This window comes from Enterococcus sp. GPZ-007 (genome assembly GCF_059374735.1).
This window is the reverse complement of record NZ_JCAFYN010000006.1, coordinates 67,116-90,104: the sequence shown is the minus strand read 5'-3', so window position 1 is coordinate 90,104 and position 22,989 is coordinate 67,116. Positions and strand designations below refer to the sequence as shown.

Genomic DNA, 22,989 nt, shown 5'->3' with positions numbered 1-22,989 from the left:
GGAGAAGACAAATGACTGAAAACTATATCGCCATTGATATTGGCGCATCCAGCGGTCGGTTAATGCATTCACAGGCGATCGACGGAAAAATATCATTGAAAGAGCTTCATCGATTTAAAAATGGTTTTTCCTCAATCGATGGAACGGATCATTGGAATGCCGATCATTTAGTGAAAGAAATTTTGCTTGGTTTGGAAAAGGCCAAGCAGAGTGGGATAGACAAGTGTTATGTAGGCATTGACACATGGGGAGTTGATTATTGCTTATTAGACGAAAAAGGGCAAGCATTGAGTCAACCGATCAGTTATCGTGATAGCCGTACAGAAAATGTACTAGAAGAATTTTCTCGTGAGTTTTCATTGAAGCAGTTGTACGAAAAAACAGGAATCCAACTGCAGCCATTCAACACTGTCTTCCAATTATTGAAAGAAGACCAAAAAAAGTTGGCGCAAGCAAAACAATTATTGCTGATGCCAGATTATCTTGGTTATGTTTTGACTGGGAATGCGGTATTAGAAAAAACCAATGCATCAACCATGCAGCTAATGAATTTGAAAACGCGCAAACTTGACGAAGATGTGTTGACAGCGATCAACCTTGATAAGACGCTATTTCCTAATACAGTTGAGCCGGGTTCTATCCTAGGTACGATCATAAAAGAAAAATTCCCAACATATGATTTACCAGATGCAACGTTCATCACGATTGCTTCGCATGATACGGCTTCGGCAGTCGTAGGGACGCCAGGAAAAGGTGAAAATTGGGCGTATATAAGCTCAGGTACATGGTCCTTGATGGGGGTTGAGATTGATGAGGGAATCTCGACTCCAGAAGCATTTGACGCAAACTTTACTAATGAGTGGGGCGTACAAGGAACGATTCGCTTTTTAAAAAATATTATGGGGATGTGGTTGATCCAAGAAGTGGCGCGGATGCAAGAGTATCAATATTCGTATCCGGAACTGGCGAAGCTGGCAAGTCAAGAAGAGGCCTTTGTAAGTGTGATTGACGTAAATGATCAACGATTCTTAAATCCACAGAATATGATCACAGCGATTCAAGAGTATTGTCACGAATCCAATCAAAAAATTCCGAAAACTCCCGGTGAACTCGCTCGCTGTATCTACGACAGCTTAGCACTTTGTTATGCGAATGAACTGGACAAGTTAGAAAAAATCACTGGACGAATAATCACGCAATTACATATTGTCGGAGGCGGTTCGAATAATGACTTTCTAAATCAATTAACGGCGGATATTTGTGGTGTCAATGTTCTAGCAGGACCGAGCGAAGCAACAGCGATCGGGAATATTATCGTTCAGATGGTAGCGACCAAGGGCTTTGGTACACTGGCGGAAGGCCGCGAGGGAATCAAACGTTCATTCTTAATAAAAGAATTTCAACCAAACAAAAATTATTTAGAAGCTGTGACAAAATTTCAACAACTAGCAAAGGTATTCGCGTAAGAATCTTTTTGCAAGGACATTAGTTGCAAGAACTGCTTTGCGTACAGGTATAAAAAATAATGAATCTACATGCTTAAAGGAAACTAAGAACTATGAAAAGGATAACCGTTCGGTTTTGAACAAGCCACAAACGAATTAGCGAACGGCGAGATGTTTTGAAAAATCAAAATAGTTTTTCTATATGGAAAACCAATACATTGAAATGAAAAGGAGAAAAACAAAAAATGACAAAAACAGTTGAAGAACGCTACGAAGAAGCAAAAGCACGCTACGCAGAGATTGGTGTCGATACCGATGCGGCTTTGAAGAAATTACAAGACGTAAAAATCTCAATGCATTGCTGGCAAGGTGATGATGTAAAAGGCTTCTTGAATCCAGATGGAGAATTGACCGGCGGGATCATGGCTACAGGAGATTATCCTGGAGCGGCTCATACCCCGGATCAATTACGCCAAGACATCGAAAAAGCCTTGTCATTGATTCCTGGCAGCCACAAATTGAATTTGCATGCGATTTATCTAGATACAGATGAACCAGTTGACTTGAATGAAATTGAACCAAAACATTTTGAAAACTGGGCTAAATGGGCCAAAGAGCAAGGCGTTGGTTTGGACTTCAATCCAACCTTCTTCTCTCATCCAATGATGAAAGACGGTATGACTTTGGCTCACCCCGATCAAGCTGTACGCGACTTCTGGATTGAGCATGGCAAACGCAGCCGCAAGATCGCTGAATACCTTGGGAAAGAAACGGGTCAAACATGTATCAACAACTTCTGGATGCCAGATGGCATGAAGGACAATCCAATCGATCGTTACAGTCCGCGGAAACGTATGATGGAGTCATTAGATGCGATTTTTGCAGAGGATTTAAACGAAGAATATACCCAAGAAGCCGTTGAAAGTAAATTATTCGGTCTGGGTGCAGAAGCTTACACAGTTGGCTCTCATGAGTTTTATATGGGCTATGGCTTGACTCGCGACAAATTGATCTGTTTAGATGCTGGTCATTTCCATCCAACAGAAGTGATCTCAAACAAATTATCTTCCCTAGCACTGTTCTCTAAAGGTATCATGCTTCACGTTTCTCGTCCAGTTCGTTGGGATTCTGATCATGTAGTGATTATGGACGATGAATTGCAAGAAATCGGTAACGAAATCGTTAGGAATGATCTATTAGATAAAACCAATATTGGGTTAGACTTCTTTGATGCAACCATTAACCGAATCGCGGCTTGGGTCGTTGGTACACGCAATACGCAAAAAGCTTTACTAAAAGCGATGCTTGAACCAATCACTGATCTAAAAGAAATGGAATTGGATGGTGATTATACGAAACGCCTAGCATTGACAGAAGAATTGAAGGACTTTCCTTATGCGGATGTATGGAACTACTTCTGTGAAATAAACAATGCACCTGTTGGTATGAACTGGTATGACGAAGTGATGAACTATGAGCGTGATGTATTATCTGCTCGCGAAAAAGAATTGGTCACATCAATCGGCTAATTCATTGGCGGGTCAGTAGTTGTAGATAAAATCTTGGAGGAATTAATCGTGAAAAATATTTTAGAAGCACCTTTTGTACAAGAAATGGTGGAAGTAACCAGCAATCTATATCGCTTAGGCTGGGATGAGAGAAATGGCGGGAATATCTCGTATTTGCTAGATGAAGAAGCTGTCAGCGCTTATTTAGATACAACGAATATTCTACGCAATATTCCAATGGCTTTTGACGGTTCGGCGCTTAAAGGGAGATACTTTATCGTTACAGGATCAGGCAAATATTTCAAAAATATAGCTGTAGATCCAGCAAATAATCTAGGGGTGCTGCGTGTGTCAGAAGACGGACAAAGTGTTGACCTGCTCTGGGGCTACACAGATGGGGGAGTACCAACGAGCGAATTACCCGCACATCTGATGAGTCATAGTGCGCGTTTAGAGGTTGATCCTGAAAATAGAATCGTGATGCATTGCCACGCAACGCATTTATTAGCGATGACTTTTACCCATGAATTAACATCTAAGGCAATCACCCGTACACTTTGGGAGATGTGTACGGAATGTCTAGTCGTCTTTCCTGAAGGAGTACAAGTTTTGCCTTGGCTCATTCCAGGCTCTAATGAAATCGGAAAAGCAACTGCCGAAAAAATGAAACAGGCTCGTTTGGTCTTGTGGTCGTTCCACGGTGTATATGGCGCGGGACGTACGATGGATGAAACATTCGGCTTGATCGAAACGGCGGAAAAAGCTGCTGAGGTCTATACTTACGTACAAGCACAAGGTGGTGTGAAGCAATCGATCACTGATGAAAACTTTATCGCGTTAGCAAAACAATTCGGTATCACGCCAAATCCTGAATTCTTTGAAGCGCAGGTTTCGACTGTATGATAAAAAAGGCTGTACGAATGAAACTATATCCAGGATTAAAAGAGGAATATGCGAAGCGTCATAACGAATTATGGCCTGAGATGCGCGCGATGTTAAAAGAACACGGAGCTCAAAGCTATTCTATTTTCTATGATCCAGAAACAGATTACCTTTTTGGGTATCTTGAAATCGAGGATGAAGAAAAATGGGCACAAACAGCAGATGACATTGCCATTCTTTCAAATGATGGAATGGTAATGTTCCAAAGGGGTAGGCAAGACTTCAATTTCTAAAAATATGTGAAAAACGGCACATAGGATAATAAGAAGCGATCTATGGAATATCTTGTACAAGTTATGAGGCTGACTGAAAAGAAACAGGAGAAAGATTTTTAAAATTACCGCGAAGTTGTATGCTCGCCTCAAATTCAGCAAAGGAATCCGGCCGGGCGGAGTTATTTACGAATTGAAGATTTAACTTTTATTATGGGAAACTTTTCTGCTAAATGAGTATTATTTCTTAGCAAGAATTTACAATTAGAAGTCATGGAAAGCAATTTCTTTTCGTGCGATAATCAATTGTGAAACAAAACACAACAAAAGGAGAGATACTATGGTAGTCAATCGAATGATTTTGAATGAAACGTCTTATTTTGGAAAAGGCGCGATTCAAGAGGTGGCCAACGAAGCCAAAAAACGTGGGTTCAAAAAAGCATTAGTTGTGACAGATAAGGATTTATTGAAATTTGAAGTAGCAACGAGAGTCACAGCGATTTTAGACAAGGCGGGGTTAAGTTACGAGATTTTTGACGGAATTGTACCGAATCCTTCTATTGAAGACGTTCAAGCCGGGGTCAAGGCTTGTCAAGCAGCCGGAGCAGATTATATTGTAGCCATTGGCGGCGGTTCACCAATCGATACAGCAAAAGCAATCGGAATTATTACGACCAATCCTGAGTTCTCGGATGTCATCAGTCTTGAAGGAGTAGCTGAGACGAAAAAACCATCTCTACCGATTTTAGCAGTACCGACCACTTCTGGGACAGCTGCCGAGGTAACAATCAATTATGTGATCACTGACAAAGCCAATTCACGTAAATTTGTTTGTGTCGATCCCCATGATATTCCAGTCGTAGCCTTCGTTGATAGCGATATGATGATGGGAATGCCAACTGCATTATGTGCCGCAACCGGTATGGATGCTTTGACGCATGCGATCGAAGGCTTCATTACCAAAGGGGCTTGGGAAATGAGCGACATGCTCCACATCAAAGCAATCGAAATCATCAGCCATGCCTTACGCGATTCTGTTGCTGGAAATCAAGAGGCGAGAGAAAAAATGGCGTTGGGGCAATATATCGCCGGCATGGGCTTTTCTAACGTTGGATTAGGTTTGGTTCACGGAATGGCGCATCCATTATCTGCTTGGTATGATACACCTCACGGGGTGGCGTGTGCGACCTTGCTACCATTGATCATGGACTTTAATAAAGATTATACTGGTGAAAAATACCGTGAGATCGCCGTTGCCATGGGCGTAGAGGGCGCAGCGGATATGCCGTTGGCAGAAGTTCGCGATGCGGCCGTTCAAGCAGTGAAGCAATTAGGGATCGATGTTGGTATTCCGCAAAGCCTGACTGAGATCGGTATGAAAGAAGCCGATGTCCAAAAAATCGCAGATGATGCTTTCCGCGATGTCTGCTCACCAGGGAATCCGCGGGATGCGACAGTGGAAGAGATCGTTGGACTTTACAAATCAATGCTGGATTAAACTTATATTCAAGAAAAAGAGGGTGTGCCAAGTGGCACACCCTCTTTGATCGTTTTAAAACTAATCTTCCTTTTCAGGAACCTTGTTGTCTAAGTCTGTCCGGACAATCAATACATCACAGTCAGCGTTGCGAATGACATATTCAGAAACTGAACCGATAAATAAGCGTTCAACAGCATTTAAACCAGTTGCTCCCAGCATGATCAGATCAATTTGATTGTTTTCAGGGATTTGATTGGCGATCATCACTTTTGGCGCGCCATATTCAATGACTTTACTGATATTTTTCACACCAGCTTTTTGAGCCTCAGCTTCATAATCATCTAAGGTTTGTTTCGCCATATCTGTGGCTTGTTCAGCAAGTACATTATCAAAAGAAGAAACTGTTTGAAACGCGCGTGTATCAATGACATGAGCAAGTAATAATTCCGCTTGGTTTCGCTTAGCGACATTCACTGCTTTTCTAAATGCTAATTCTGCTTCATTAGAACCGTCGACTGCTACCATGATTTTACTGTATTCTTGATCCATCGTTTCCAACTCCTTTTTCTTTTCAGAGTATTTGTTTTTCCGTTTAGAAAAATAAATCTCAAATTCAAGATGCATATCATTCAACTTTTTTACAAGTACATATGAAAATGTAAACAGTTAGTCTGATATTCTTTTCATATCTTTATTTTAAATCAAATTTCTTGAAAATGGTACTGTTAACCTTTTTTTGTTTTTGAACCCATCAACAAGGCAAAGACAGCTGCGACCACCAAGAGCAGGATTAAATACATCATTGAATAGGAGCGGTTATTTATTACGCCGACCAAAATTGCCATAATTCCTAATACGGCATAAATCATTCCGAATTGGCGCAAAAAGCTGCGGGACTCAGTTTGTGTCTCTTTACTGAAGAGAACGAGCAATCCCTGTGGCTTTTTAATCAAATAATAGCTGCAGAATAATAAAATAAGTGCTAGTAAAAATAATAAAATGCGGACCATTTTTTTCCTCCTATACAATAAAAAGCAATTTGCAGTACGCAAATTGCTTTCATTCCATAAAAATGGAAAATTCCGTCGATGCCGTTATTCACCCGATAGTATTGATCCCGCAAAATCTAGCAGGTGGGTTCCATGGTCTAAGCATTGAACTACCAAATGTAAAGGCATGTTACCAACTTTGACACAAGACAGATCCCAAGATATCAATAAAAATGTTCGGTCAACACTGAAATAGGCAACGCGCACATCACAGAATTTCCATCTCAATCATAGCACAGTCATTATTGAGACGCAACGAAGTGGCCTCCATCGATAAAATCGAATCAACTCAAACTACTTCCGTCTTCTATAGGTACATTGTATAAAAAAAGAGGCAAGTCTGTCAAAACAAATTACTTATTTTTCGCTTTGGATAAAAATCTTTTTGTTCGTTTTTTTTTGAGGCGAAATAGAAAGAAAAAATGTTACCTACTTGCGTCACTCCTACGGGCTATTATAGAGAGCGATGCTGGAGAATATTGAATAATTTTGTTGAAAAAGAAACAAAAACAATCTAGAATGGTCTTGCGCTTAATCGAGAAACAAAGCGGATAAAAGTTCGTTTGTTCTTTTTAGAGAAATAAATTCATTATTATATACTAGGAGAAAAATTATGAATAAAAAAAAGGAAGTCCTAGACGGTTTTGCTGAGGTGTTCAATAAGCGAGCATGGCTGGATAAGGTCAAGATGGAGAAGGAGTTAGCCGGATATGCAGCCTCCGAGGTTCATTGCATTGAGTTTATTGGGAAGCATAAAGATCCGAATGTCACGAAGATGGGGGAATCAATCTGCCATTGACTGATGAAGAGCTGCCGGATGCTGGCGTCGGCATCAATATTATCGAAAATCTAGGTTCAAGCTTCGGTTCAGCGATGATTGCAACAGTCGTGGCGACCGCATTACAGGGTACACAACCGACCATTGCCCACGAACTATCTGCTTATCATGCCGGCTTTTTCGTTTCAGTCGTTGTTCTGGCGTTGATTTTTATTCCTAGTATTTTTCTGACGAATAAGGTAAAAAGCATTTGTGAATGATGTCAATTTTTTTAATGTTTGAAGAGCCAGTAGAAGTCGACACTTCTTGAGTGATCATCTCTCTTGCGGATGATCACTTTTTTATCAAAAAAATTATAATAATCATGGATACATAGTCATCAGTACAGATGTAAAAAAATATAGTTAAAAAGCCACGATTACCAACTGTTAAAAATAGAAATGTTATTGTTAGTTATTTTAACTTTTATTTATCTGCACAAAAATGATAACAGTAGTCAGAGATAGGGCGTATTACCCAAAGCATTTAATTTTTCTAAAAATGTTTGCAAACTCAGGCTATTTACACATTAGTTATTTGGCGTTATTCTATTTATATAAAAATGTAATCGTTTTCTTATAGAGTGAAAGATGAAAGGATGTTCAGCATGGAAATAGTCAAATTGGATTTTATTCAGATTTTTGGAAGAATGACCAAAGAGAATCTTATGAAGAGAGTTCGCCAGTATTTCGAGCAAACTCAAAATGCCTCAAAAGTTGTGGAAGTTCTTGTTGCTATCCTACTGAGAGAAGCTGTGTGTCGTAAAGATTACTCTATTGACCTGCTGACAGACCTCATCCACCAAATTTTCCTTACGGCCGAACCCAATAATACTTTGCGGAAGCATTGTGTATATTTTGAAAAATTCTTTACGGGCAAAGCGGCGGATGGTAAGGGAGAATGGACAACTGTTATCGACCGACTTTTCGCTAATGAAGCAGAATATCGCGAATTTACCAAGGAATCGCGTAGATATAAAGAGCTTTTAGAGAAAATAACCAGTGAGGAACCTGGATCATCTGAATTTACATTCGATATCGTATCGACTTTTACAGACGCGAGTGGGAAAAAATATAAATGGATCTTGCGAGATACGAAGGAAATTTCCGAAGATTCACCTAATAAAGCTGATGAGGTTGCTGAATTATTGCCTATTATGACAACTTTAACGATCTTTCAGAATGCTAAAGGAATTCGTCGCTTTACGAATTTTTTTGAATATGAATGTCCTCTAAGACGCAGCGGCGTGAAGCGCAAAGCGAAAAAGGCGCAATCAGAATCGGAGGAATCTGCCCAAGATCCGCAAATTGCAAGCACGTCAGAAGAAACACATGCAACGCCAGATTCTACTATTAATACTGGCAATATGCTTCCAAAAGAAACTACTACCATAGCAAATGGCACAGGAAAAAGCACATTATCCTATGAGAAGTACATGAATAAAGCAGAGGCGATGTACCAGCTAGCGCAAGCAGCGCCGCACACGGAGCCAAAAGGATGTTCCGCCGCACCTAATCCAGCTGCAACAGAGCAGCCGCCTACCTCAAAAGTCGCCGACAAGCCGCAGAATAAAGCCTCCACTTCTCAGAGTAAGGGGAAAAGTAAAGGGCAGCCCCAGCTAGATCCTAAGAAGAAAAAGAGGAAAAAGAAAAACAAAAAGAATAAGAAAGGCAAGAAATGGAAGTGATACCTAGGTGTTAGTGCTTCTATAAGTGAATATTCAGAGTGTTCAGTGAAAAAATCGCAGGATGATCACGCTTATTTAGTATGGGTAAAGTTCGAATGCGCTAGGTTTATTTGTGCTGATCAAAAGCAGACATGATTTGAATAATGTGAAAAAGCGAGTATTCTGATACCCGCTTTTTGTAATGTATTCATATTTTGAGAAGGAAATCTAACTGACCGAACAATTACTTTTTCTTCTTCTTCCACTCTTCAATCCGCTGATATTGCTGACCAAGTGCTTGTTCATATTTACCAGTGGATTTTGGTTCGTAATAATGCGCGTCTTTGATCTTGTCAGGTAGATATTGCTGATCGACCCAAGCATTTTCAAAGCTATGGGGATATTGATACCCAACACCGCGATTCAAGGCTTGGGCTCCTTTGTAATGACTGTCGCGCAAATGATCCGGCACCTCGCCAGCATTGCCCATGCGAATATCTGTGATCGCCGCGTCCAATGCTGAGTAAGCTGAATTGGACTTGGGCGAGAGGCAGAGATCAACGACAGCGTTTGCCAGAGGAATCCGTGCTTCAGGAAAGCCTAATTTTTCGGCGGCTTGGACTGCTTGCACCGTTCGAGCAGCAGCGGCTGGATTTCCTAAGCCGATATCTTCATAGCCGATCACCATTAAACGGCGACAGATAATTGGGAGGTCGCCCGCTTCGACCAATCGTCCCAGATAATGCAACGCCGCGTTAACATCACTGCCGCGAATCGACTTTTGAAAGGCTGAGATCACATCATAATGGGCATCGCCATCTTTGTCATGGGTCAAGGCTTTTCGTTGGACACACTCTTCAATGATAGAGAGTGTCAAATGGATCTTACCTTCATCATTTTTTGGCGTGGATTTTGTTGCTAATTCTAAACCGTTCAAGGCACTTCGCAAGTCACCGTTTGTTGCCCGAGCTAAATGCTTCAATGCCTCTGCATCCAGTTCAACTGGATATTCTCCGAGTCCGCGTTCCTTATCTTCCAATGCCGACTTGACGGCTGTGATAATATCATCCTCATCTAAGGGTTTTACTTCAAAAATTTGTGTCCGGCTGCGAATCGCGGGATTGATCGTGATATAGGGATTTTCTGTAGTGGCACCGATCATGATGATCCGACCACTTTCTAAATGAGGCAGCAGAAAATCTTGTTTAGTCTTGTCTAAACGATGGACTTCATCTAGTAATAAAATGACTGTGCCGCTCATTTTGGCTTCTTCGGCGACAATCTGCAAATCTTTTTTGGTATCGGTTGCCGCATTCAGCATCCGAAAAGCGTAATTGGTTGAACCTGCAATGGCACTAGCGATACTAGTTTTTCCTGTGCCTGGGGGTCCATATAAGATCATGGAAGAAAGCATCCGCGCATCGACCATCCGGCGAATGATTTTCCCTGATCCAACTAATTGCTGTTGTCCGACAACTTCATCTAAGTTGCGAGGACGCATGCGATAGGCTAAAGGCTGTTGCATGAGGAACCTCCTATGTATTTAATGTATTCGATATAGTTTTTATATATATACGTCCTATTAATTGGCGGCTAGCTCAAAACTAAAGAAGATATTTTTCGGAAGAACTCGAAAAATATCCTAATCTTCGTACGCATACCATTCTGCTAAACAACGCAAGCTTAATACTTTCAAAGTTTAAAACTAAGAGATACTGATCAAGAAAACTGCGAAAAGCAGAGCCAACGACAATCAGAAAATTTGAAGCAAATTTTCTGATTGTCGTTGGCATACGATTCCACTAATCGTACTAGAAGTACGAAGTGGAACTCGCAATTAGCAAATGTATGTTCTCATTATAGCATTCTTCCTTTGTGTTTGCTGAGTTTTGATTGCTGGGCGTAGCGTGTGGCAGAATTATTGTGTATCATGGAGAAGGTGAGAAAAATGGAGCAGGTAATCAATTATTTTAAAACCGAAACAACTGAAAATATCGCCCAATATTTACTGGGAATGTATCTGGAACACGAGACACCAGAAGGAAAACTAGGCGGCTATATCGTTGATTGCGAAGCGTATCTAGGTCCTGATGATGAAGCGGCTCACAGTTATGGCATGCGTGATACGCCTCGGGTTCGAGCGATGTACGAAAAACCGGGAACGATCTATTTATATACGATGCATACACATTTGATCTTGAATATGATCACACAGCCTGTTGGGATGCCGCAGGGAGTGATGATTCGCGGATTCGAACCAGTGGAAGGCATTGAACAGATGGTTCTGAATCGTCATGGTAGAATGGGTGCTGCCGTTTCGGATGGCCCAGGCAAATTGGTTGAAGCGCTGGGAATCACTCGTGACTTATATGGCGAATCGATTTTTTCTAGTTCGCTGCATCTTGTTCCAGAAAAGAGACGGCTGCCTAAGGAAATTTTGGCACTTCCCCGCATCGGTATTCCCAATAAAGGAATCTGGACGGAAAAGCCGCTGCGCTTTGTCGTTCGCGGAAATCCTTACATAACCAATCAACGAAAGAGTTTAATAGAAGAAAACAATGGCTGGAGGAACTAAATATGGCAAAAGAGACCATGATTACTTACTTAGATAATTACTTGAACAAAAAGATTCCTGACTACGAATTAGCGTTAGACTGGGACATACGGAATCGCAGCTTTGAGATTGCTTTTCGAATTTACGGCGAAAATAAGGGACAAGTCGAAATCGATGATGTGGATGGCGTGGCTTCCGAAGAAGAGATCATTGAATTTGAAGACGCGATTTTACTAGTTGATCCTGACAAATCGAGCTACGATCCAGATGACTTTTTAGCGGTGATCCCTTATGAGGGCAAAAAAGGCATGAAGAAAAACGAACTGACAGCGGTTGTCGATTATTTGAAAGATGTGATCGAAGAAGGACAGAGTGATCTGCTGGACTTTTTGGCAGATGACAGCGACGATGCGATTTTTGAAATGAATTGGGACGATGCAGTATTCAAAGCGACGATTAAACCAACTGACAGCAGCTATTTACCTTATCCAAGCTATTAAAGGGGCGAAAAAGATGAAATGGAATGAAGTCAAAGTAACAACAGAAAGTGAAGCAGTCGAAGCTGTTTCGAATATTTTAATGGAAGCAGGCGCATCAGGTGTTGCAATCGAGGATGCTTTGGATTTTGAAAACTATCAAGAGGATCAATACGGCGAATTATTAGATAAGGAAACTTTTTCTAGTCTGGAAGAAGGGGCGGTCGTAATGGCTTATTTTCCAGAAACGATCTTCTTGCCGGAAATCCTACCATTCATTAAAGATCGTATCGCAGAGCTGCCGGAGTTTGGCTTGAATATCGGCAAAAATATCGTTGAAGTTAGTGAAGTGGAAGAAAGCGATTGGGCAACTGCTTGGAAAAAATATTATCATCCGGTTCGCGTGACCCGCTATTTAACGATCGTACCAAGCTGGGAGAAATACGAAGCACAGCATGAGGATGAAAAGATCATTACCTTAGATCCAGGGATGGCTTTCGGAACAGGCACCCATCCGACAACGAATCTGACCTTGCAGGCGCTGGAAACAGTTTTGCGCGGCGGTGAAACGGTCTTAGATGTGGGAACCGGCTCTGGCGTATTGAGTATCGCCAGCTCTATTTACGGCGCGAAAGATATTTATGCTTATGACTTAGATGAAGTAGCCGTTCGTTCAGCCCAAGAAAATGTCGATCTAAATGCGAATACTGAAAATATCCATGTATCGGCAAATGACTTGCTAGTTGGCGTAGAGCAAGAAGCCGATGTGATCGTGGCGAATATCTTAGCGGACATCATCGTTTTAATGATCGAGGATGCGTGGCGTTTATTGAAATCAGATGGCACATTGATTGTTTCAGGGATCATCGAAGATAAAAAAGATATGGTGCTGGAAGAAATGTACACGCAAGGCTTCGAAGTCGATCGGATCTTCCAACAAAAGGATTGGTTCGCGATCATCCTGAAGAAACCAGAGGAAGATTAAGATGCAGCGCTATTTTATTGATCAAGCCTATCAATCAACCATCGAAGTTAGCGGTGAAGCGCATCATCACATGTCGCGAGTAATGCGCATGTCCGTGGACGATCAAGTTTTTCTCGTTTTTAATGATCAAACGGCCATCAAAGCCAAGATCACTGCAATCGATAGTGACAAGGTAACGTTAGCCGAAGTTGAAAAAGAGAGCTTGCTGCGAGAGTTGCCGATACAGATTACGATTGCCAGCGGTTTTCCTAAAGGTGAAAAACTGGAACTGATCGTGCAAAAGGGAACGGAGCTTGGGGCACATGAGTTTATTGCCTTTCCTGGAGAAAGCTCAGTAGCAAAATGGGATACGAAGAAGCAGCAAAAGAAACAACAACGATTGAATAAAATTGCCCAAGAAGCAGCGGAACAATCCCATCGTCAAGCACTGCCTACAGTCAACTTCACTTCAGAAAAAGAATTGACCGCAAGCTTTGCTGACTACGATGCGGTTTTGATCGCTTATGAAGAATCTGCGAAACAAGGAGAGCAAGCACAGTTAGTCCAAACCTTGCAGGCGCTTGAGGCTGGTCAGAAGCTATTGGTCGTTTTCGGTCCAGAAGGCGGTTTAACACCAAATGAGATCGAAAAATTCCAAGCTGCTGGCGCGCTGCTTTGCGGTTTAGGACCACGAATTTTACGGACAGAAACAGCTCCATTCTATCTTTTGAGTGCGGCGAGTTTTTATTATGAATTAGAACACTGATTTGATTGAAAAAGCCTACTAGAGTTTGTATAATGAGAGCAATCATTTTCAGAAAACAGGGGGGAACGTCACATGGCAAAAGAAGTTGAATTGACCGGTCCTGACGTCATTAGGATGGTTAGTACCTACATGGGAAAAGAGCACGTGGCGTTTGTACAAAAGGCTTACGATTTTGCTTATGAAGCCCATAAGCCTCAGATTCGTAAATCAGGGGAGCCTTACATTATTCATCCAATTCAAGTAGCAGGGATTTTAGCAGATTTACATATGGACCCTCACACCGTTGCGACAGGTTTTTTACATGATGTTGTAGAGGATACACCTGTCACCTTAGATGATCTAAAAGTCGAATTCGGGGAAGACGTGGCCTCATTAGTCGACGGTGTAACCAAATTAGGGAAGATCAAATACAAGTCTCACGAAGAACAATTAGCGGAAAACCACCGAAAAATGCTATTAGCGATGGCCCAAGATTTACGGGTTATCATGGTTAAATTAGCCGACCGCTTGCACAATATGCGGACGTTGAAATATTTGCGGGATGACAAGCAACGCCGAATCGCTCGTGAAACACTGGAAATCTATGCGCCATTAGCGGATCGACTAGGGATGAGCCGGATCAAGTGGGAACTAGAAGATACCGCTTTGCGTTATTTGAATCCAAAGCAATATTATCGGATCGTTCACTTGATGCGCAGCAAACGTGACGAGCGTGAAGGCTTTGTCGCAGAAGCTGTGGATGAAATTAAAGAAGCCACGAAAGAACTGGGAATTGAAGGGGATATTTACGGACGTCCCAAGCATATCTATTCAATTTATCGCAAAATGCGGGATCAAAAAAAGCAATTTGATGAAATTTATGATTTGCTAGCAATTCGTGTGATCGTGGATTCCATCAAGGATTGTTATGCCGTCTTAGGGGCAATTCATACTAAATGGAAACCGATGCCAGGCCGCTTCAAAGACTATATTGCGATGCCAAAGGCGAACATGTATCAGTCACTGCATACGACGATCATCGGACCAAGCGGCAATCCTGTTGAAGTTCAGATCCGTACCCATGAGATGCATCAAATCGCTGAGTTCGGGGTTGCGGCTCACTGGGCTTATAAAGAAGGTAAAACAGAAAAAACGGAAGCAACACAAGACAATAAACAATTGGACTGGTTCCGTGAAATTATTGAGCTGCAAGACGAAAGCTATGATGCTTCTGAGTTTATGGAAAGTGTTAAAGGCGATATTTTCAGCGATAAGGTTTACGTATTCACACCAAAAGGCGATGTGACTGAGCTGCCAAAAGGTTCTGGTCCATTAGATTTTGCCTACAGTATTCATACTGATGTCGGTAATAAAACCACGGGTGCCAAAGTTAACGGCAAGATGGTGCAGTTGGATTATAAGCTGAAAAATGGTGATATCATCGAGATCATGACCTCAGCCAATTCCTTTGGACCAAGTCGTGACTGGCTGAATTTAGTCAAGACCAGCAAAGCTAAAAATAAGATCAAACGCTTCTTTAAGACTCAAGATCGAGAAGAAAATGTCACGAAGGGTCATGACGCGGTCGTTAAATGTATCAACGATTTAGGCTTTGTGCCGAAGGAAATGCTGACAAAGGACAAGCTTTCTGAAGTGTTGGACAAGTTCAATTTTCATAGCGAAGATGATCTGTATGCAGCGATCGGTTTTGGTGAAATGAGCGCGCTGACTTTTGCCAATCGTTTAACGGAAAAAGAACGCCGTGAGCAGATGAAGAAGAAGCAGCAAGATGCTGTGGATGAAATGGTCAACAATCCGAAAGAACCAGAAAAAATCAAGGTTCGTCATGAAGGTGGCATCGTCATTCAAGGAATCGACAATCTGTTGATTCGGATCAGTCATTGCTGTAATCCGGTCCCCGGCGACAATATTGTCGGCTATATCACTAAAGGTCGTGGAATCTCGATTCATCGTGCCGATTGTCCAAATATCACGAAGCAAAAGGATATCCAGCAACGCTTAATTGAGGTGGAATGGGAAGATACCTCCAATTCCGTTCAAGAGTACAATGCGAGTCTGGAAATCTATGGCTTCAATCGTGATGGTCTATTGAACGATGTCTTGAATATCGTGAGCGGTATGACCAAGAAGCTAGTTAGTGTTGAGGCCAAACCAACGAAGGATCGTTTGGCAGTCATCAATTTGACGTTTAAGATTCAAAACCTGAATCACCTGTATTCCATCGTGGATAAGGTCAAAACCGTTCCTGATGTCTACAGTGTGAAACGGATGAAAGGCTAGGAGGTTTTTATGCGAGCAGTTATTCAACGAGTGAGTCAAGCCAGTGTAACGATTAATGAGCAGGTCATTGGCAAGATCAATCGGGGATTTATGATCCTTTTGGGGATTCACGAAGAAGATACACAGGAAGATGCGGATTATCTGATTCGAAAAATCCCTTTGCTACGGGTCTTTGAAGATGACGAAGGAAAAATGAATCAGTCGCTGCAAAGTATCGGCGGAAGCGTATTGAGCGTTTCGCAATTTACATTGTACGCGGATACGAAAAAAGGCAACAGACCAAGTTTCATTAAAGCCGCTCGACCAGAAACAGCAATTCCCTTATATGAATATTTCAATGAGGGGTTACGACAAACAGGTTTGACGGTCGAGACCGGAGAATTCGGCGGCGATATGGACGTGGCGCTGGTCAATGATGGCCCAGTTACGATCCTTTTCGATACAAGAGATAAATAACGAACGAAAGACAAAAATCTACGGGTTTTTGTCTTTTTTTTCTACCTTTTAGATGAAAAATAAGGGATAATTGAACAAAATGAGAGAATAAGGATCTCAGTTCCTCTTTTCGCAGGATCGTGGCTAGATCAGTAAGTATCAAAAATGAAATAAGTTAAATCCACTGAAGTATAGAGGAATGATATACGGATGAAAATCGAACGATTTTTTCTGGAAGAAAAATTAATACATTAATATGAAGAAGGAGTCGAATGTATGGAAACGCGGATCGAACATGATTCAATGGGCCCAATTGAGGTGCCAAAAGAGGCCTGGTGGGGAGCACAAACTGAACGGAGTCGGCAAAACTTTAAAATTGGCGGGGAAAAAATGCCGCCAGAACTATTACGCGCTCTTGTATTAGTGAAGAAGATGGCGGCAGTTGCCAATCAAAGAACCGGCAAATTAGCTGCGGAAAAGTCTTTGGCGATTCAAAAGGCTGCTGATTTATTATTAAAGGGCGAAAATTGGGACGAGTTTCCATTAGTTGTTTGGCAGACTGGCAGTGGGACGCAAAGCAACATGAACGCCAATGAAGTGATCGCGCATTTAGCAAGCCAAAAGGATCTGGCAGTCCATCCGAATGATGATGTGAATATGTCGCAAAGCTCCAATGATGTCTTTCCGACTGCGCTGCACATTGCTGGAACGTTTGTGATCGAGAAGAATTTACTGCCAGCCATTCATGAGATGATTGGCGTGTTAGAAGAATTGGAAGAAAAGAATCAGCACGTAATCAAGATTGGTCGGACGCATTTGCAGGATGCGACTCCGGTAACCTTTGCTCAGGAAATCAGTGGGTGGCGTTCTGCGCTGGAGCATAATGAAAATATGCTGATCAATAGTTTAGCTGAGTTGCGTCAATTGGCTATCGGCGGGACGGCTGTAGGAACAGGTCTGAATGCTTCAAAAGCCTATGAAAGAGCTTTTATTGAAGCATTAAATGAAGAAACTGGGATTCATTTTATTGGAGAAACAAATAAATTTCATGCTTTAGCTAATCGTGATGCGGTCGTTTATGTCAGCGGAGCACTAAAAGCTTTGGCAGCGAATAGTATGAAAATGGCGAACGATATTCGCTGGTTAGCAAGCGGTCCTCGTAGCGGATTAGGCGAAATCACGTTGCCGGCGAATGAGCCTGGCAGTTCGATCATGCCGGGGAAAGTCAATCCAACCCAATGCGAAGCCTTGGCAATGGTTGCTGTGCAGGTGATGGGAAATGATACGGCGATCGGTGTTGCTGCGTCGCAAGGGAATTTTGAACTGAATGTTTATTTACCATTAATCGCTTTTGATCTATTACAAAGTGTTCGTCTGTTAACAGACGCGCTGCATTCCTTCAGCGATCATTGCTTGAAGGGCTTGGTGGTCAACGAAGGGCGAATGGCAGAATTATTGGAGCAATCCCTCATGCTAGTAACAGCCTTGAATACTCACATCGGGTATGACAAAGGGGCAGAGATTGCGAAGAAGGCATTTAACGAGGGAACAACCTTGAAGGAAGCCGCCTTAACTTTAGGTTATGTGACTTCAGAAGAATATGATGCATGGGTTCGACCGGAAAAAATGATTGGAGATAATATTGATGACTATTTATGATGAAGCAATCACAGCACACAAAAAATGGCGCGGCAAGATCGAAGTGACGAGCAAGGCAAAGGTACACAACAAAGATGATCTTTCTTTAGCCTATACTCCTGGTGTGGCAGAGCCTTGTCGCAGAATCGCCGAGGATAAAAATAAGGCCTATGACTATACTTGGAAGGGAAATAGTGTCGCAGTTGTGACCGATGGAACGGCTGTCTTGGGCTTGGGTGATATTGGACCAGAAGCCGCTTTGCCTGTAATGGAAGGAAAAGCGCTGTTGTTCAAAGAATTCGCTGATATTGATGCGGTACCGATTTGCTTAGATACGAAAGATCCGCAGGAAATCATTCAGATTGTTAAAGCGATCGCCCCGACATTCGGTGGCATTAACTTGGAGGACATCAGTGCGCCGCGCTGTGTTGAGATTGAACGTGCGTTGATCGAAGCATTGGATATTCCCGTTTTTCATGATGATCAACACGGAACAGCGGTTGTAGTGACGGCCGCCTTGATCAATGCGTTGAAGCTGGTTAAAAAAGAAGCCCAAGATTTGAAGGTTGTCATCTCAGGGACAGGTGCGGCTGGCAGTGCGATCATTCATATGTTAGTCGATCTTGGTGTGAAGCATATCATCGCTTTTAATAAGGATGGCGCGTTGAATGATGCGATGACGACAGCGACCTTTGTTGAAAAGGAAATCTTGGAATTGATTTCGCCAACCGATTTTTCTGGTACGATGGCAGAAGCTTTTGTTGGCGCGGATGTTTTCATCGGTGTCTCTGCGCCAAATTTAGTAACCAAAGAAATGGTCGCTTCGATGAATGACGGCAACATCGTTTTTCCAATGGCGAATCCAGAACCAGAGATCACGTATGCTGAAGCGATCGCCGGCGGAGCTTCAGTCGTTGGAACAGGTCGTTCAGATTTTCCAAACCAAATCAATAATGTTCTCGCCTTTCCAGGATTGTTCCGCGGCGCATTTACAGCTGAAGCGAAAAAGATCACACCGCGAATGAAATTAGCCTGTGCCCATGCGATCGCTGATTCGATTCCTTATGGTGAATTGAATTCTGATTACATTATTCCATCTGCTTTTGATGAAAATGTGGTGGATTTGATCACGATGAAAGTAGTCGAAGCTGCCAGAAAAGATGGCGTGACACGTTAAACAAAACGTTGTCATATCAAGGATGGAAAGAACTTTCTATCGACATTTACAGCCTGCAGCAGTAGTTTGGTATTAATAAATCCAATTATTGAAGGTGATCAAATGGAAATCAGCCAACGCATCAAAACAGAGCGTCAGACAGCAGAATGGACACAGGAGCAATTAGCCGATAAAATTTTTGTATCAAAGCGGACAATTTCAAATTGGGAAACAGGCAAGACCATTCCTGATATCGAAAGTGTCCTGCGCTTAGCAAAAGTTTTTCACGTATCGCTGGATGATCTGCTGTTGGAAAATTCAACTGTGGTGAAGGAAATCAAGCGAAAAGAGAAAATCGCGAAATTGTCAGCTTTATACTTTGTAGCTCCCATACTAACAGCGGCTATCTTATTAGTGATTATTTTTTTGCCAGAAGAAACTACTCATCGCGAATTGACTTATTTTGTTTTGGCGGCAGCTTCGGCGAATTTTGTTACGATGTTTGCCTTCAAATTTAAGCTAGATCGGTTAAAAGGAAAAGAAATTGACTCTGACAAACAACTTAAACAAGGACTCATTGTGGGAGTTGCTTTGTCAGTATTCTTTTGTATTTTTCTTGTGGTATTACATTTTATTTAGAAAAAAGGTGGTCAGTAAATGAGTAAAATATTCAAAATGAGTTTCGCCTCGATTTATCCCTTGTATCTTAAAAAAGTTGAGAAAAAAGGACGAAGCAAAGAAGAACTGGATCAGGTTATTTATTGGCTGACAGGATACGATGAGGAAGGCCTGCAAAAGCAAATTGATTCCGGCAATGATATGGAAACTTTTTTTGCGAAAGTTCCAGAACTGAATGAGAATGTTTCCTTGATCAAAGGTATGATCTGCGGCTATCGAGTGGAAGATATCGAAGATCCGTTAATGCAAAAAATTCGTTACTTGGACAAGTTAGTGGATGAATTAGCCAAAGGTAAAAAGATGGAGAAAATCTTACGAAAATAGTTATTACAGCGAGTCTATTAGGATTCGCTGTTTTTTATCCCTTTTTTGTCTAAAGGGGCGGTGGTAAAATGGATTAGGTAGATTTTGAGGAGAGAAGAGAAACATGAAGATAATACAAAAGTTTTCTGGGTTAATGCTTATACTAGTTGGTCTAATGTTGTTCTATTGTGCTTATTCCAATTGGCAGATGGATCAGGAGTTTGCAGCAAGCGCTAAAGGTCGTTCGTTGGGAACTGTTCATATTGATCGATCCGGTGTTCAAACCATCAATTTCCCGGAAAATAGTTATGGTGTTGCTATGGATGATAAAGAACGAAAGGAAGGAGAACAGGTTTATATTTACTATCAAAAGAATAAGCCTTATCGTATCTCCACTACGCCGGATCATTATGGAGCGAAAAGTGATATTTATAAACCAATCTTAGGCGGAATCTTTTTCATTTTCTATGTTTTTTTGACGGACGCAATACTACCACACCTGGCAAAGAAATTTACTAAAAAGAATCAATTATTGAAGAGCTAATTAGTCGAACGTGTATTTTAATTATTGAAAATCGACAACAAATAAATAGGTGATATTGAACAGCAGGTCGTCATGAGCTGCTGTTTCTTTATATGCTCTAGTAAAAGATAAAAATTAGGATAGATAGAAACGCTTTTTTTTGATAAATAAAACATTTATTGTTTATATCGATTTATTTACAATGTTGATTAATGTGAAAATATAAATTTTAATCTTTACAATTAAACGAAATGTATTTAAAATGAATAATAATATCTATTTTACAATTGTTAAAAAAACATAAGGAGGTAAGTTGATGAAAAAGGTTAAGTTGTTGGTCTTTTTGGTATTGTCTCTATGTTTTTCAGTTTTTGTCGCATCGGCAGAGGAAGCAAATGCGGCAGATATGCATCGTCTCTATAATCCAAATTCGGGTGAGCACTTTTATACGGCAAATGTGAATGAAAGGAATCATTTGGTAAAGGTTGGTTGGAAGTCAGAAGGAATTGGCTGGATCGCGCCCGAAAATGGAAACGCTGTCTATCGGCTGTATAATCCCAATGCTGGTGATCATCACTATACGCTTCATGCTTACGAGAAGAATCATTTGGTGAAAGTTGGCTGGAAATATGAAGGAATCGGCTGGTATTCTGATCCACAAAAGGCCGTTCCGCTGTATCGTGCTTATAATCCGAACGCCAAAGCTGGTTCACACAATTATACGGTGAATTATGCCGAGCAAAAGAATTTACTTCGAGTCGGATGGCGAGATGAAGGAATCGCTTGGTATGGGATTAAAAAGTCATCAAATACTAATACAGCCGCGGAAATGCAAAAAATGCAAAATAAGATCATTCAAAAAGTAAATGAACTGCGGCGCAAAGCTAATGGCTGCAACGAGCTTAAGTTAGATTCGACTTTGACTGCTGTGGCGAACATTCGTGCCAATGAGTTGGTCAAGAAGTACAGCCATGATCGGCCGAATGGAAGCGGATATATTACGGCATTAACTGAAAATAAACTTACGTTTACGATTTGTGGTGAAAATATTGCGATGCTGAGCTCATCAGAAACATCTGGCGATAAACTGGGAGAACAAATGTATAGCATGTGGTTCAACAGTAGAAACCGTTACTTAAATATGATAGATCCTAGATTTACACATATCGGTGTAGGGGTCGCTCGGTCTGGTTCGAATGTGTATGGCGTGCAGCTGTTCATCACCAAGTAGAATCACGATAATTTAAGAAGGTCTTAGATAAAATGAATCAGGGTGGTAAGGTCCTTTGCTTATCACCTTTTTCTCTTAACAAGCAGTGAAAAATTAATTTAGGTTGGTTGCCACAGGAATACATGTGATTATATTCACATCTAGAAAGGAAGGTCCTTTTATGAATGCATTCAAAAAGAAGTATCTCGTTTTAGTTCTTTCATTAAGCATGTTTGGAGTAGCAACAGGGATGTTTGCTACTACTGTGTCTGCTGATGCCCCCCCTGTTAAGAGTTTATAATCCAAACTCAGGTGAGCATCACTACACGATTGATGTCAATGAGCGAAACCATCTAGTTAAAGTTGGTTGGCGCAATGAGGGGACCGCGTGGCAGATTCCAGAAATTGGATTTCCCGTTCATAGGCTGTATAACCCTAATAATGGTGGAGATCACCACTATACCCTCGATACAAATGAGCGGGATCATTTAACACGTGTTGGCTGGCGCTACGAGGGTACTGCATGGAATTCTAATGGGGATTATCCTGTTTATCGCCTGTATAATCCGAATGCTAAAACGGGATCACATCACTATACACTGCATGCCTATGAACGTGATGACTTGGTTCGTGCGGGTTGGCGTTATGAAGGGATCGCTTTTTACTTAAGCAAGTCTGCGACAGATCCAGCTCCACGATACACGGTTTGGTACACCCCCGATAATTCAAGAGAGCACCATAATGACATCGCAAATGGCATCAATTTTTTTAAGAGCTATGCGGAGGCTGAAAAATGGATCAAAAATTATTCTAATGAATCATTGGCGCAAGGGATAAAAGGCACTTATGGAGTTACGAAAGTGAGTTACTAATCGTTACAAGGAGGT

At 41.6% G+C, this 22,989-nt stretch carries 24 protein-coding genes and 1 other RNA gene; 21 read left to right on the top strand and 4 right to left on the bottom strand.

The features are described from left to right. The first annotated feature begins 11 nt into the window (after positions 1–11). The 5 genes from rhaB to fucO all read left to right on the top strand — a co-directional run bounded on the left by rhaB (position 12) and on the right by fucO (position 5,605). Entirely contained in the window at positions 12–1,466 is a 1,455-nt protein-coding gene (rhaB, locus tag AC4J95_RS05375; RefSeq protein WP_494548942.1) for a rhamnulokinase, read from the top strand. A gap of 224 nt (positions 1,467–1,690) precedes the next feature. Then, on the top strand, positions 1,691–2,974 hold the full coding sequence (rhaA, locus tag AC4J95_RS05370) for an L-rhamnose isomerase (protein ID WP_494548941.1): 1,284 nt from the start codon (positions 1,691–1,693) through the stop codon (positions 2,972–2,974). Positions 2,975–3,022: 48 nt separating this feature from the next. Further along, complete coding sequence (rhaD, locus tag AC4J95_RS05365; RefSeq protein ID WP_494548940.1) at positions 3,023–3,856, top strand: rhamnulose-1-phosphate aldolase; 834 nt, start codon at positions 3,023–3,025, stop codon at positions 3,854–3,856. After that, positions 3,853–4,128 (top strand): L-rhamnose mutarotase, encoded by a 276-nt coding sequence (locus AC4J95_RS05360; protein WP_494548939.1) that lies wholly within the window; start codon positions 3,853–3,855, stop codon positions 4,126–4,128. Before rhaD ends, AC4J95_RS05360 begins: the two co-directional genes overlap by 4 nt. Positions 4,129–4,447: 319 nt before the next feature. After that, positions 4,448–5,605, top strand: coding sequence for a lactaldehyde reductase (gene fucO, locus AC4J95_RS05355; protein ID WP_494548938.1), 1,158 nt, complete (start codon positions 4,448–4,450; stop codon positions 5,603–5,605). Between the two features lie 60 nt (positions 5,606–5,665). Here the strand turns inward: fucO and AC4J95_RS05350 are convergent, their stop codons facing one another. The 3 genes from AC4J95_RS05350 to ssrS form a co-directional block, all read right to left on the bottom strand. Next, the gene (locus tag AC4J95_RS05350; protein ID WP_494548937.1) at positions 5,666–6,136 is read right to left on the bottom strand and encodes a universal stress protein; all 471 of its coding nucleotides are present in this window, start codon (positions 6,134–6,136) and stop codon (positions 5,666–5,668) included. Between the two features lie 176 nt (positions 6,137–6,312). Further along, a complete protein-coding gene (locus AC4J95_RS05345; protein WP_494548936.1) occupies positions 6,313–6,597 on the bottom strand; it encodes a hypothetical protein in 285 nt (94 codons plus the stop codon). Between the two features lie 65 nt (positions 6,598–6,662). Next, a non-coding RNA gene (gene ssrS, locus AC4J95_RS05340) (6S RNA) lies at positions 6,663–6,856 on the bottom strand. Between the two features lie 393 nt (positions 6,857–7,249). On the opposite strand from ssrS, the gene AC4J95_RS05335 reads away from it, so the two are divergent. The 3 genes from AC4J95_RS05335 (at position 7,250) to AC4J95_RS05325 (ending at position 9,140) form a co-directional block, all read left to right on the top strand. Then, positions 7,250–7,435 (top strand): hypothetical protein, encoded by a 186-nt coding sequence (locus AC4J95_RS05335; protein WP_494548935.1) that lies wholly within the window; start codon positions 7,250–7,252, stop codon positions 7,433–7,435. Next, the gene (locus AC4J95_RS05330; protein WP_494548934.1) at positions 7,432–7,674 is read left to right on the top strand and encodes a hypothetical protein; all 243 of its coding nucleotides are present in this window, start codon (positions 7,432–7,434) and stop codon (positions 7,672–7,674) included. The genes AC4J95_RS05335 and AC4J95_RS05330 overlap by 4 nt, the downstream gene beginning before the upstream one ends. Before the next feature lie 386 nt (positions 7,675–8,060). After that, the gene (locus AC4J95_RS05325) at positions 8,061–9,140 is read left to right on the top strand and encodes a hypothetical protein (RefSeq protein ID WP_494548933.1); all 1,080 of its coding nucleotides are present in this window, start codon (positions 8,061–8,063) and stop codon (positions 9,138–9,140) included. A 223-nt stretch (positions 9,141–9,363) separates the two neighbouring features. On the opposite strand, the gene AC4J95_RS05320 is transcribed toward AC4J95_RS05325, so the two are convergent. Further along, positions 9,364–10,644: a replication-associated recombination protein A gene (locus AC4J95_RS05320; RefSeq protein WP_494548932.1), complete on the bottom strand. Its 1,281-nt coding sequence runs from the start codon at positions 10,642–10,644 to the stop codon at positions 9,364–9,366. A gap of 423 nt (positions 10,645–11,067) precedes the next feature. On the opposite strand from AC4J95_RS05320, the gene AC4J95_RS05315 reads away from it, so the two are divergent. The 13 genes from AC4J95_RS05315 (at position 11,068) to AC4J95_RS05255 (ending at position 22,974) form a co-directional block, all read left to right on the top strand. Then, the gene (locus AC4J95_RS05315) at positions 11,068–11,694 is read left to right on the top strand and encodes a DNA-3-methyladenine glycosylase (RefSeq protein WP_494548931.1); all 627 of its coding nucleotides are present in this window, start codon (positions 11,068–11,070) and stop codon (positions 11,692–11,694) included. 2 nt (positions 11,695–11,696) lie between these two features. Beyond that, the gene (locus tag AC4J95_RS05310) at positions 11,697–12,173 is read left to right on the top strand and encodes a DUF3013 family protein (protein WP_494548930.1); all 477 of its coding nucleotides are present in this window, start codon (positions 11,697–11,699) and stop codon (positions 12,171–12,173) included. 13 nt (positions 12,174–12,186) lie between these two features. Then, a complete protein-coding gene (gene prmA / locus AC4J95_RS05305; protein WP_494548929.1) occupies positions 12,187–13,134 on the top strand; it encodes a 50S ribosomal protein L11 methyltransferase in 948 nt (315 codons plus the stop codon). Between the two features lies 1 nt (position 13,135). Then, a complete protein-coding gene (locus AC4J95_RS05300) occupies positions 13,136–13,879 on the top strand; it encodes a 16S rRNA (uracil(1498)-N(3))-methyltransferase (protein WP_494548928.1) in 744 nt (247 codons plus the stop codon). Between the two features lie 72 nt (positions 13,880–13,951). After that, complete coding sequence (locus tag AC4J95_RS05295) at positions 13,952–16,159, top strand: RelA/SpoT family protein (protein ID WP_494548927.1); 2,208 nt, start codon at positions 13,952–13,954, stop codon at positions 16,157–16,159. 9 nt (positions 16,160–16,168) lie between these two features. Further along, entirely contained in the window at positions 16,169–16,615 is a 447-nt protein-coding gene (gene dtd, locus AC4J95_RS05290) for a D-aminoacyl-tRNA deacylase (RefSeq protein ID WP_494548926.1), read from the top strand. A gap of 255 nt (positions 16,616–16,870) precedes the next feature. Next, the gene (gene fumC, locus AC4J95_RS05285; RefSeq protein WP_494548925.1) at positions 16,871–18,253 is read left to right on the top strand and encodes a class II fumarate hydratase; all 1,383 of its coding nucleotides are present in this window, start codon (positions 16,871–16,873) and stop codon (positions 18,251–18,253) included. Continuing rightward, positions 18,240–19,409 (top strand): NAD(P)-dependent malic enzyme, encoded by a 1,170-nt coding sequence (locus tag AC4J95_RS05280; protein WP_494548924.1) that lies wholly within the window; start codon positions 18,240–18,242, stop codon positions 19,407–19,409. Before fumC ends, AC4J95_RS05280 begins: the two co-directional genes overlap by 14 nt. 102 nt (positions 19,410–19,511) lie before the next feature. Next, a complete protein-coding gene (locus AC4J95_RS05275; protein WP_494548923.1) occupies positions 19,512–20,027 on the top strand; it encodes a helix-turn-helix domain-containing protein in 516 nt (171 codons plus the stop codon). Between the two features lie 18 nt (positions 20,028–20,045). Further along, positions 20,046–20,390 carry a DUF2200 domain-containing protein gene (locus AC4J95_RS05270; RefSeq protein WP_494548922.1) on the top strand — a complete coding sequence of 115 codons (345 nt, stop codon included), beginning with the start codon at positions 20,046–20,048 and terminating at the stop codon, positions 20,388–20,390. A gap of 103 nt (positions 20,391–20,493) precedes the next feature. Then, a complete protein-coding gene (locus AC4J95_RS05265; protein WP_494548921.1) occupies positions 20,494–20,913 on the top strand; it encodes a hypothetical protein in 420 nt (139 codons plus the stop codon). Between the two features lie 295 nt (positions 20,914–21,208). Then, positions 21,209–22,123 carry a CAP domain-containing protein gene (locus AC4J95_RS05260; RefSeq protein WP_494548920.1) on the top strand — a complete coding sequence of 305 codons (915 nt, stop codon included), beginning with the start codon at positions 21,209–21,211 and terminating at the stop codon, positions 22,121–22,123. A gap of 233 nt (positions 22,124–22,356) precedes the next feature. Beyond that, positions 22,357–22,974: a hypothetical protein gene (locus AC4J95_RS05255; RefSeq protein WP_494548919.1), complete on the top strand. Its 618-nt coding sequence runs from the start codon at positions 22,357–22,359 to the stop codon at positions 22,972–22,974. Positions 22,975–22,989 lie beyond the last annotated feature (15 nt).

Bases quoted from the DNA above. Each gene is read 5' to 3' on its own strand.
- AC4J95_RS05335 (WP_494548935.1), top strand. From the start codon at position 7,250: ATGAATAAAAAAAAGGAAGTCCTAGACGGTTTTGCTGAGGTGTTCAAT.
- AC4J95_RS05260 (WP_494548920.1), top strand. From the start codon at position 21,209: ATGAAAAAGGTTAAGTTGTTGGTCTTTTTGGTATTGTCTCTATGTTTT.
- AC4J95_RS05360 (WP_494548939.1), top strand. From the start codon at position 3,853: ATGATAAAAAAGGCTGTACGAATGAAACTATATCCAGGATTAAAAGAG.
- AC4J95_RS05320 (WP_494548932.1), bottom strand. From the start codon at position 10,644: ATGCAACAGCCTTTAGCCTATCGCATGCGTCCTCGCAACTTAGATGAA.
- AC4J95_RS05295 (WP_494548927.1), top strand. From the start codon at position 13,952: ATGGCAAAAGAAGTTGAATTGACCGGTCCTGACGTCATTAGGATGGTT.
- AC4J95_RS05315 (WP_494548931.1), top strand. From the start codon at position 11,068: ATGGAGCAGGTAATCAATTATTTTAAAACCGAAACAACTGAAAATATC.
- AC4J95_RS05345 (WP_494548936.1), bottom strand. From the start codon at position 6,597: ATGGTCCGCATTTTATTATTTTTACTAGCACTTATTTTATTATTCTGC.
- prmA (WP_494548929.1), top strand. From the start codon at position 12,187: ATGAAATGGAATGAAGTCAAAGTAACAACAGAAAGTGAAGCAGTCGAA.
- AC4J95_RS05310 (WP_494548930.1), top strand. From the start codon at position 11,697: ATGGCAAAAGAGACCATGATTACTTACTTAGATAATTACTTGAACAAA.
- AC4J95_RS05265 (WP_494548921.1), top strand. From the start codon at position 20,494: ATGAAGATAATACAAAAGTTTTCTGGGTTAATGCTTATACTAGTTGGT.
- fumC (WP_494548925.1), top strand. From the start codon at position 16,871: ATGGAAACGCGGATCGAACATGATTCAATGGGCCCAATTGAGGTGCCA.
- dtd (WP_494548926.1), top strand. From the start codon at position 16,169: ATGCGAGCAGTTATTCAACGAGTGAGTCAAGCCAGTGTAACGATTAAT.
- AC4J95_RS05280 (WP_494548924.1), top strand. From the start codon at position 18,240: ATGACTATTTATGATGAAGCAATCACAGCACACAAAAAATGGCGCGGC.
- AC4J95_RS05350 (WP_494548937.1), bottom strand. From the start codon at position 6,136: ATGGATCAAGAATACAGTAAAATCATGGTAGCAGTCGACGGTTCTAAT.
- AC4J95_RS05300 (WP_494548928.1), top strand. From the start codon at position 13,136: ATGCAGCGCTATTTTATTGATCAAGCCTATCAATCAACCATCGAAGTT.
- rhaA (WP_494548941.1), top strand. From the start codon at position 1,691: ATGACAAAAACAGTTGAAGAACGCTACGAAGAAGCAAAAGCACGCTAC.
- AC4J95_RS05325 (WP_494548933.1), top strand. From the start codon at position 8,061: ATGGAAATAGTCAAATTGGATTTTATTCAGATTTTTGGAAGAATGACC.
- rhaB (WP_494548942.1), top strand. From the start codon at position 12: ATGACTGAAAACTATATCGCCATTGATATTGGCGCATCCAGCGGTCGG.
- fucO (WP_494548938.1), top strand. From the start codon at position 4,448: ATGGTAGTCAATCGAATGATTTTGAATGAAACGTCTTATTTTGGAAAA.
- AC4J95_RS05275 (WP_494548923.1), top strand. From the start codon at position 19,512: ATGGAAATCAGCCAACGCATCAAAACAGAGCGTCAGACAGCAGAATGG.
- AC4J95_RS05270 (WP_494548922.1), top strand. From the start codon at position 20,046: ATGAGTAAAATATTCAAAATGAGTTTCGCCTCGATTTATCCCTTGTAT.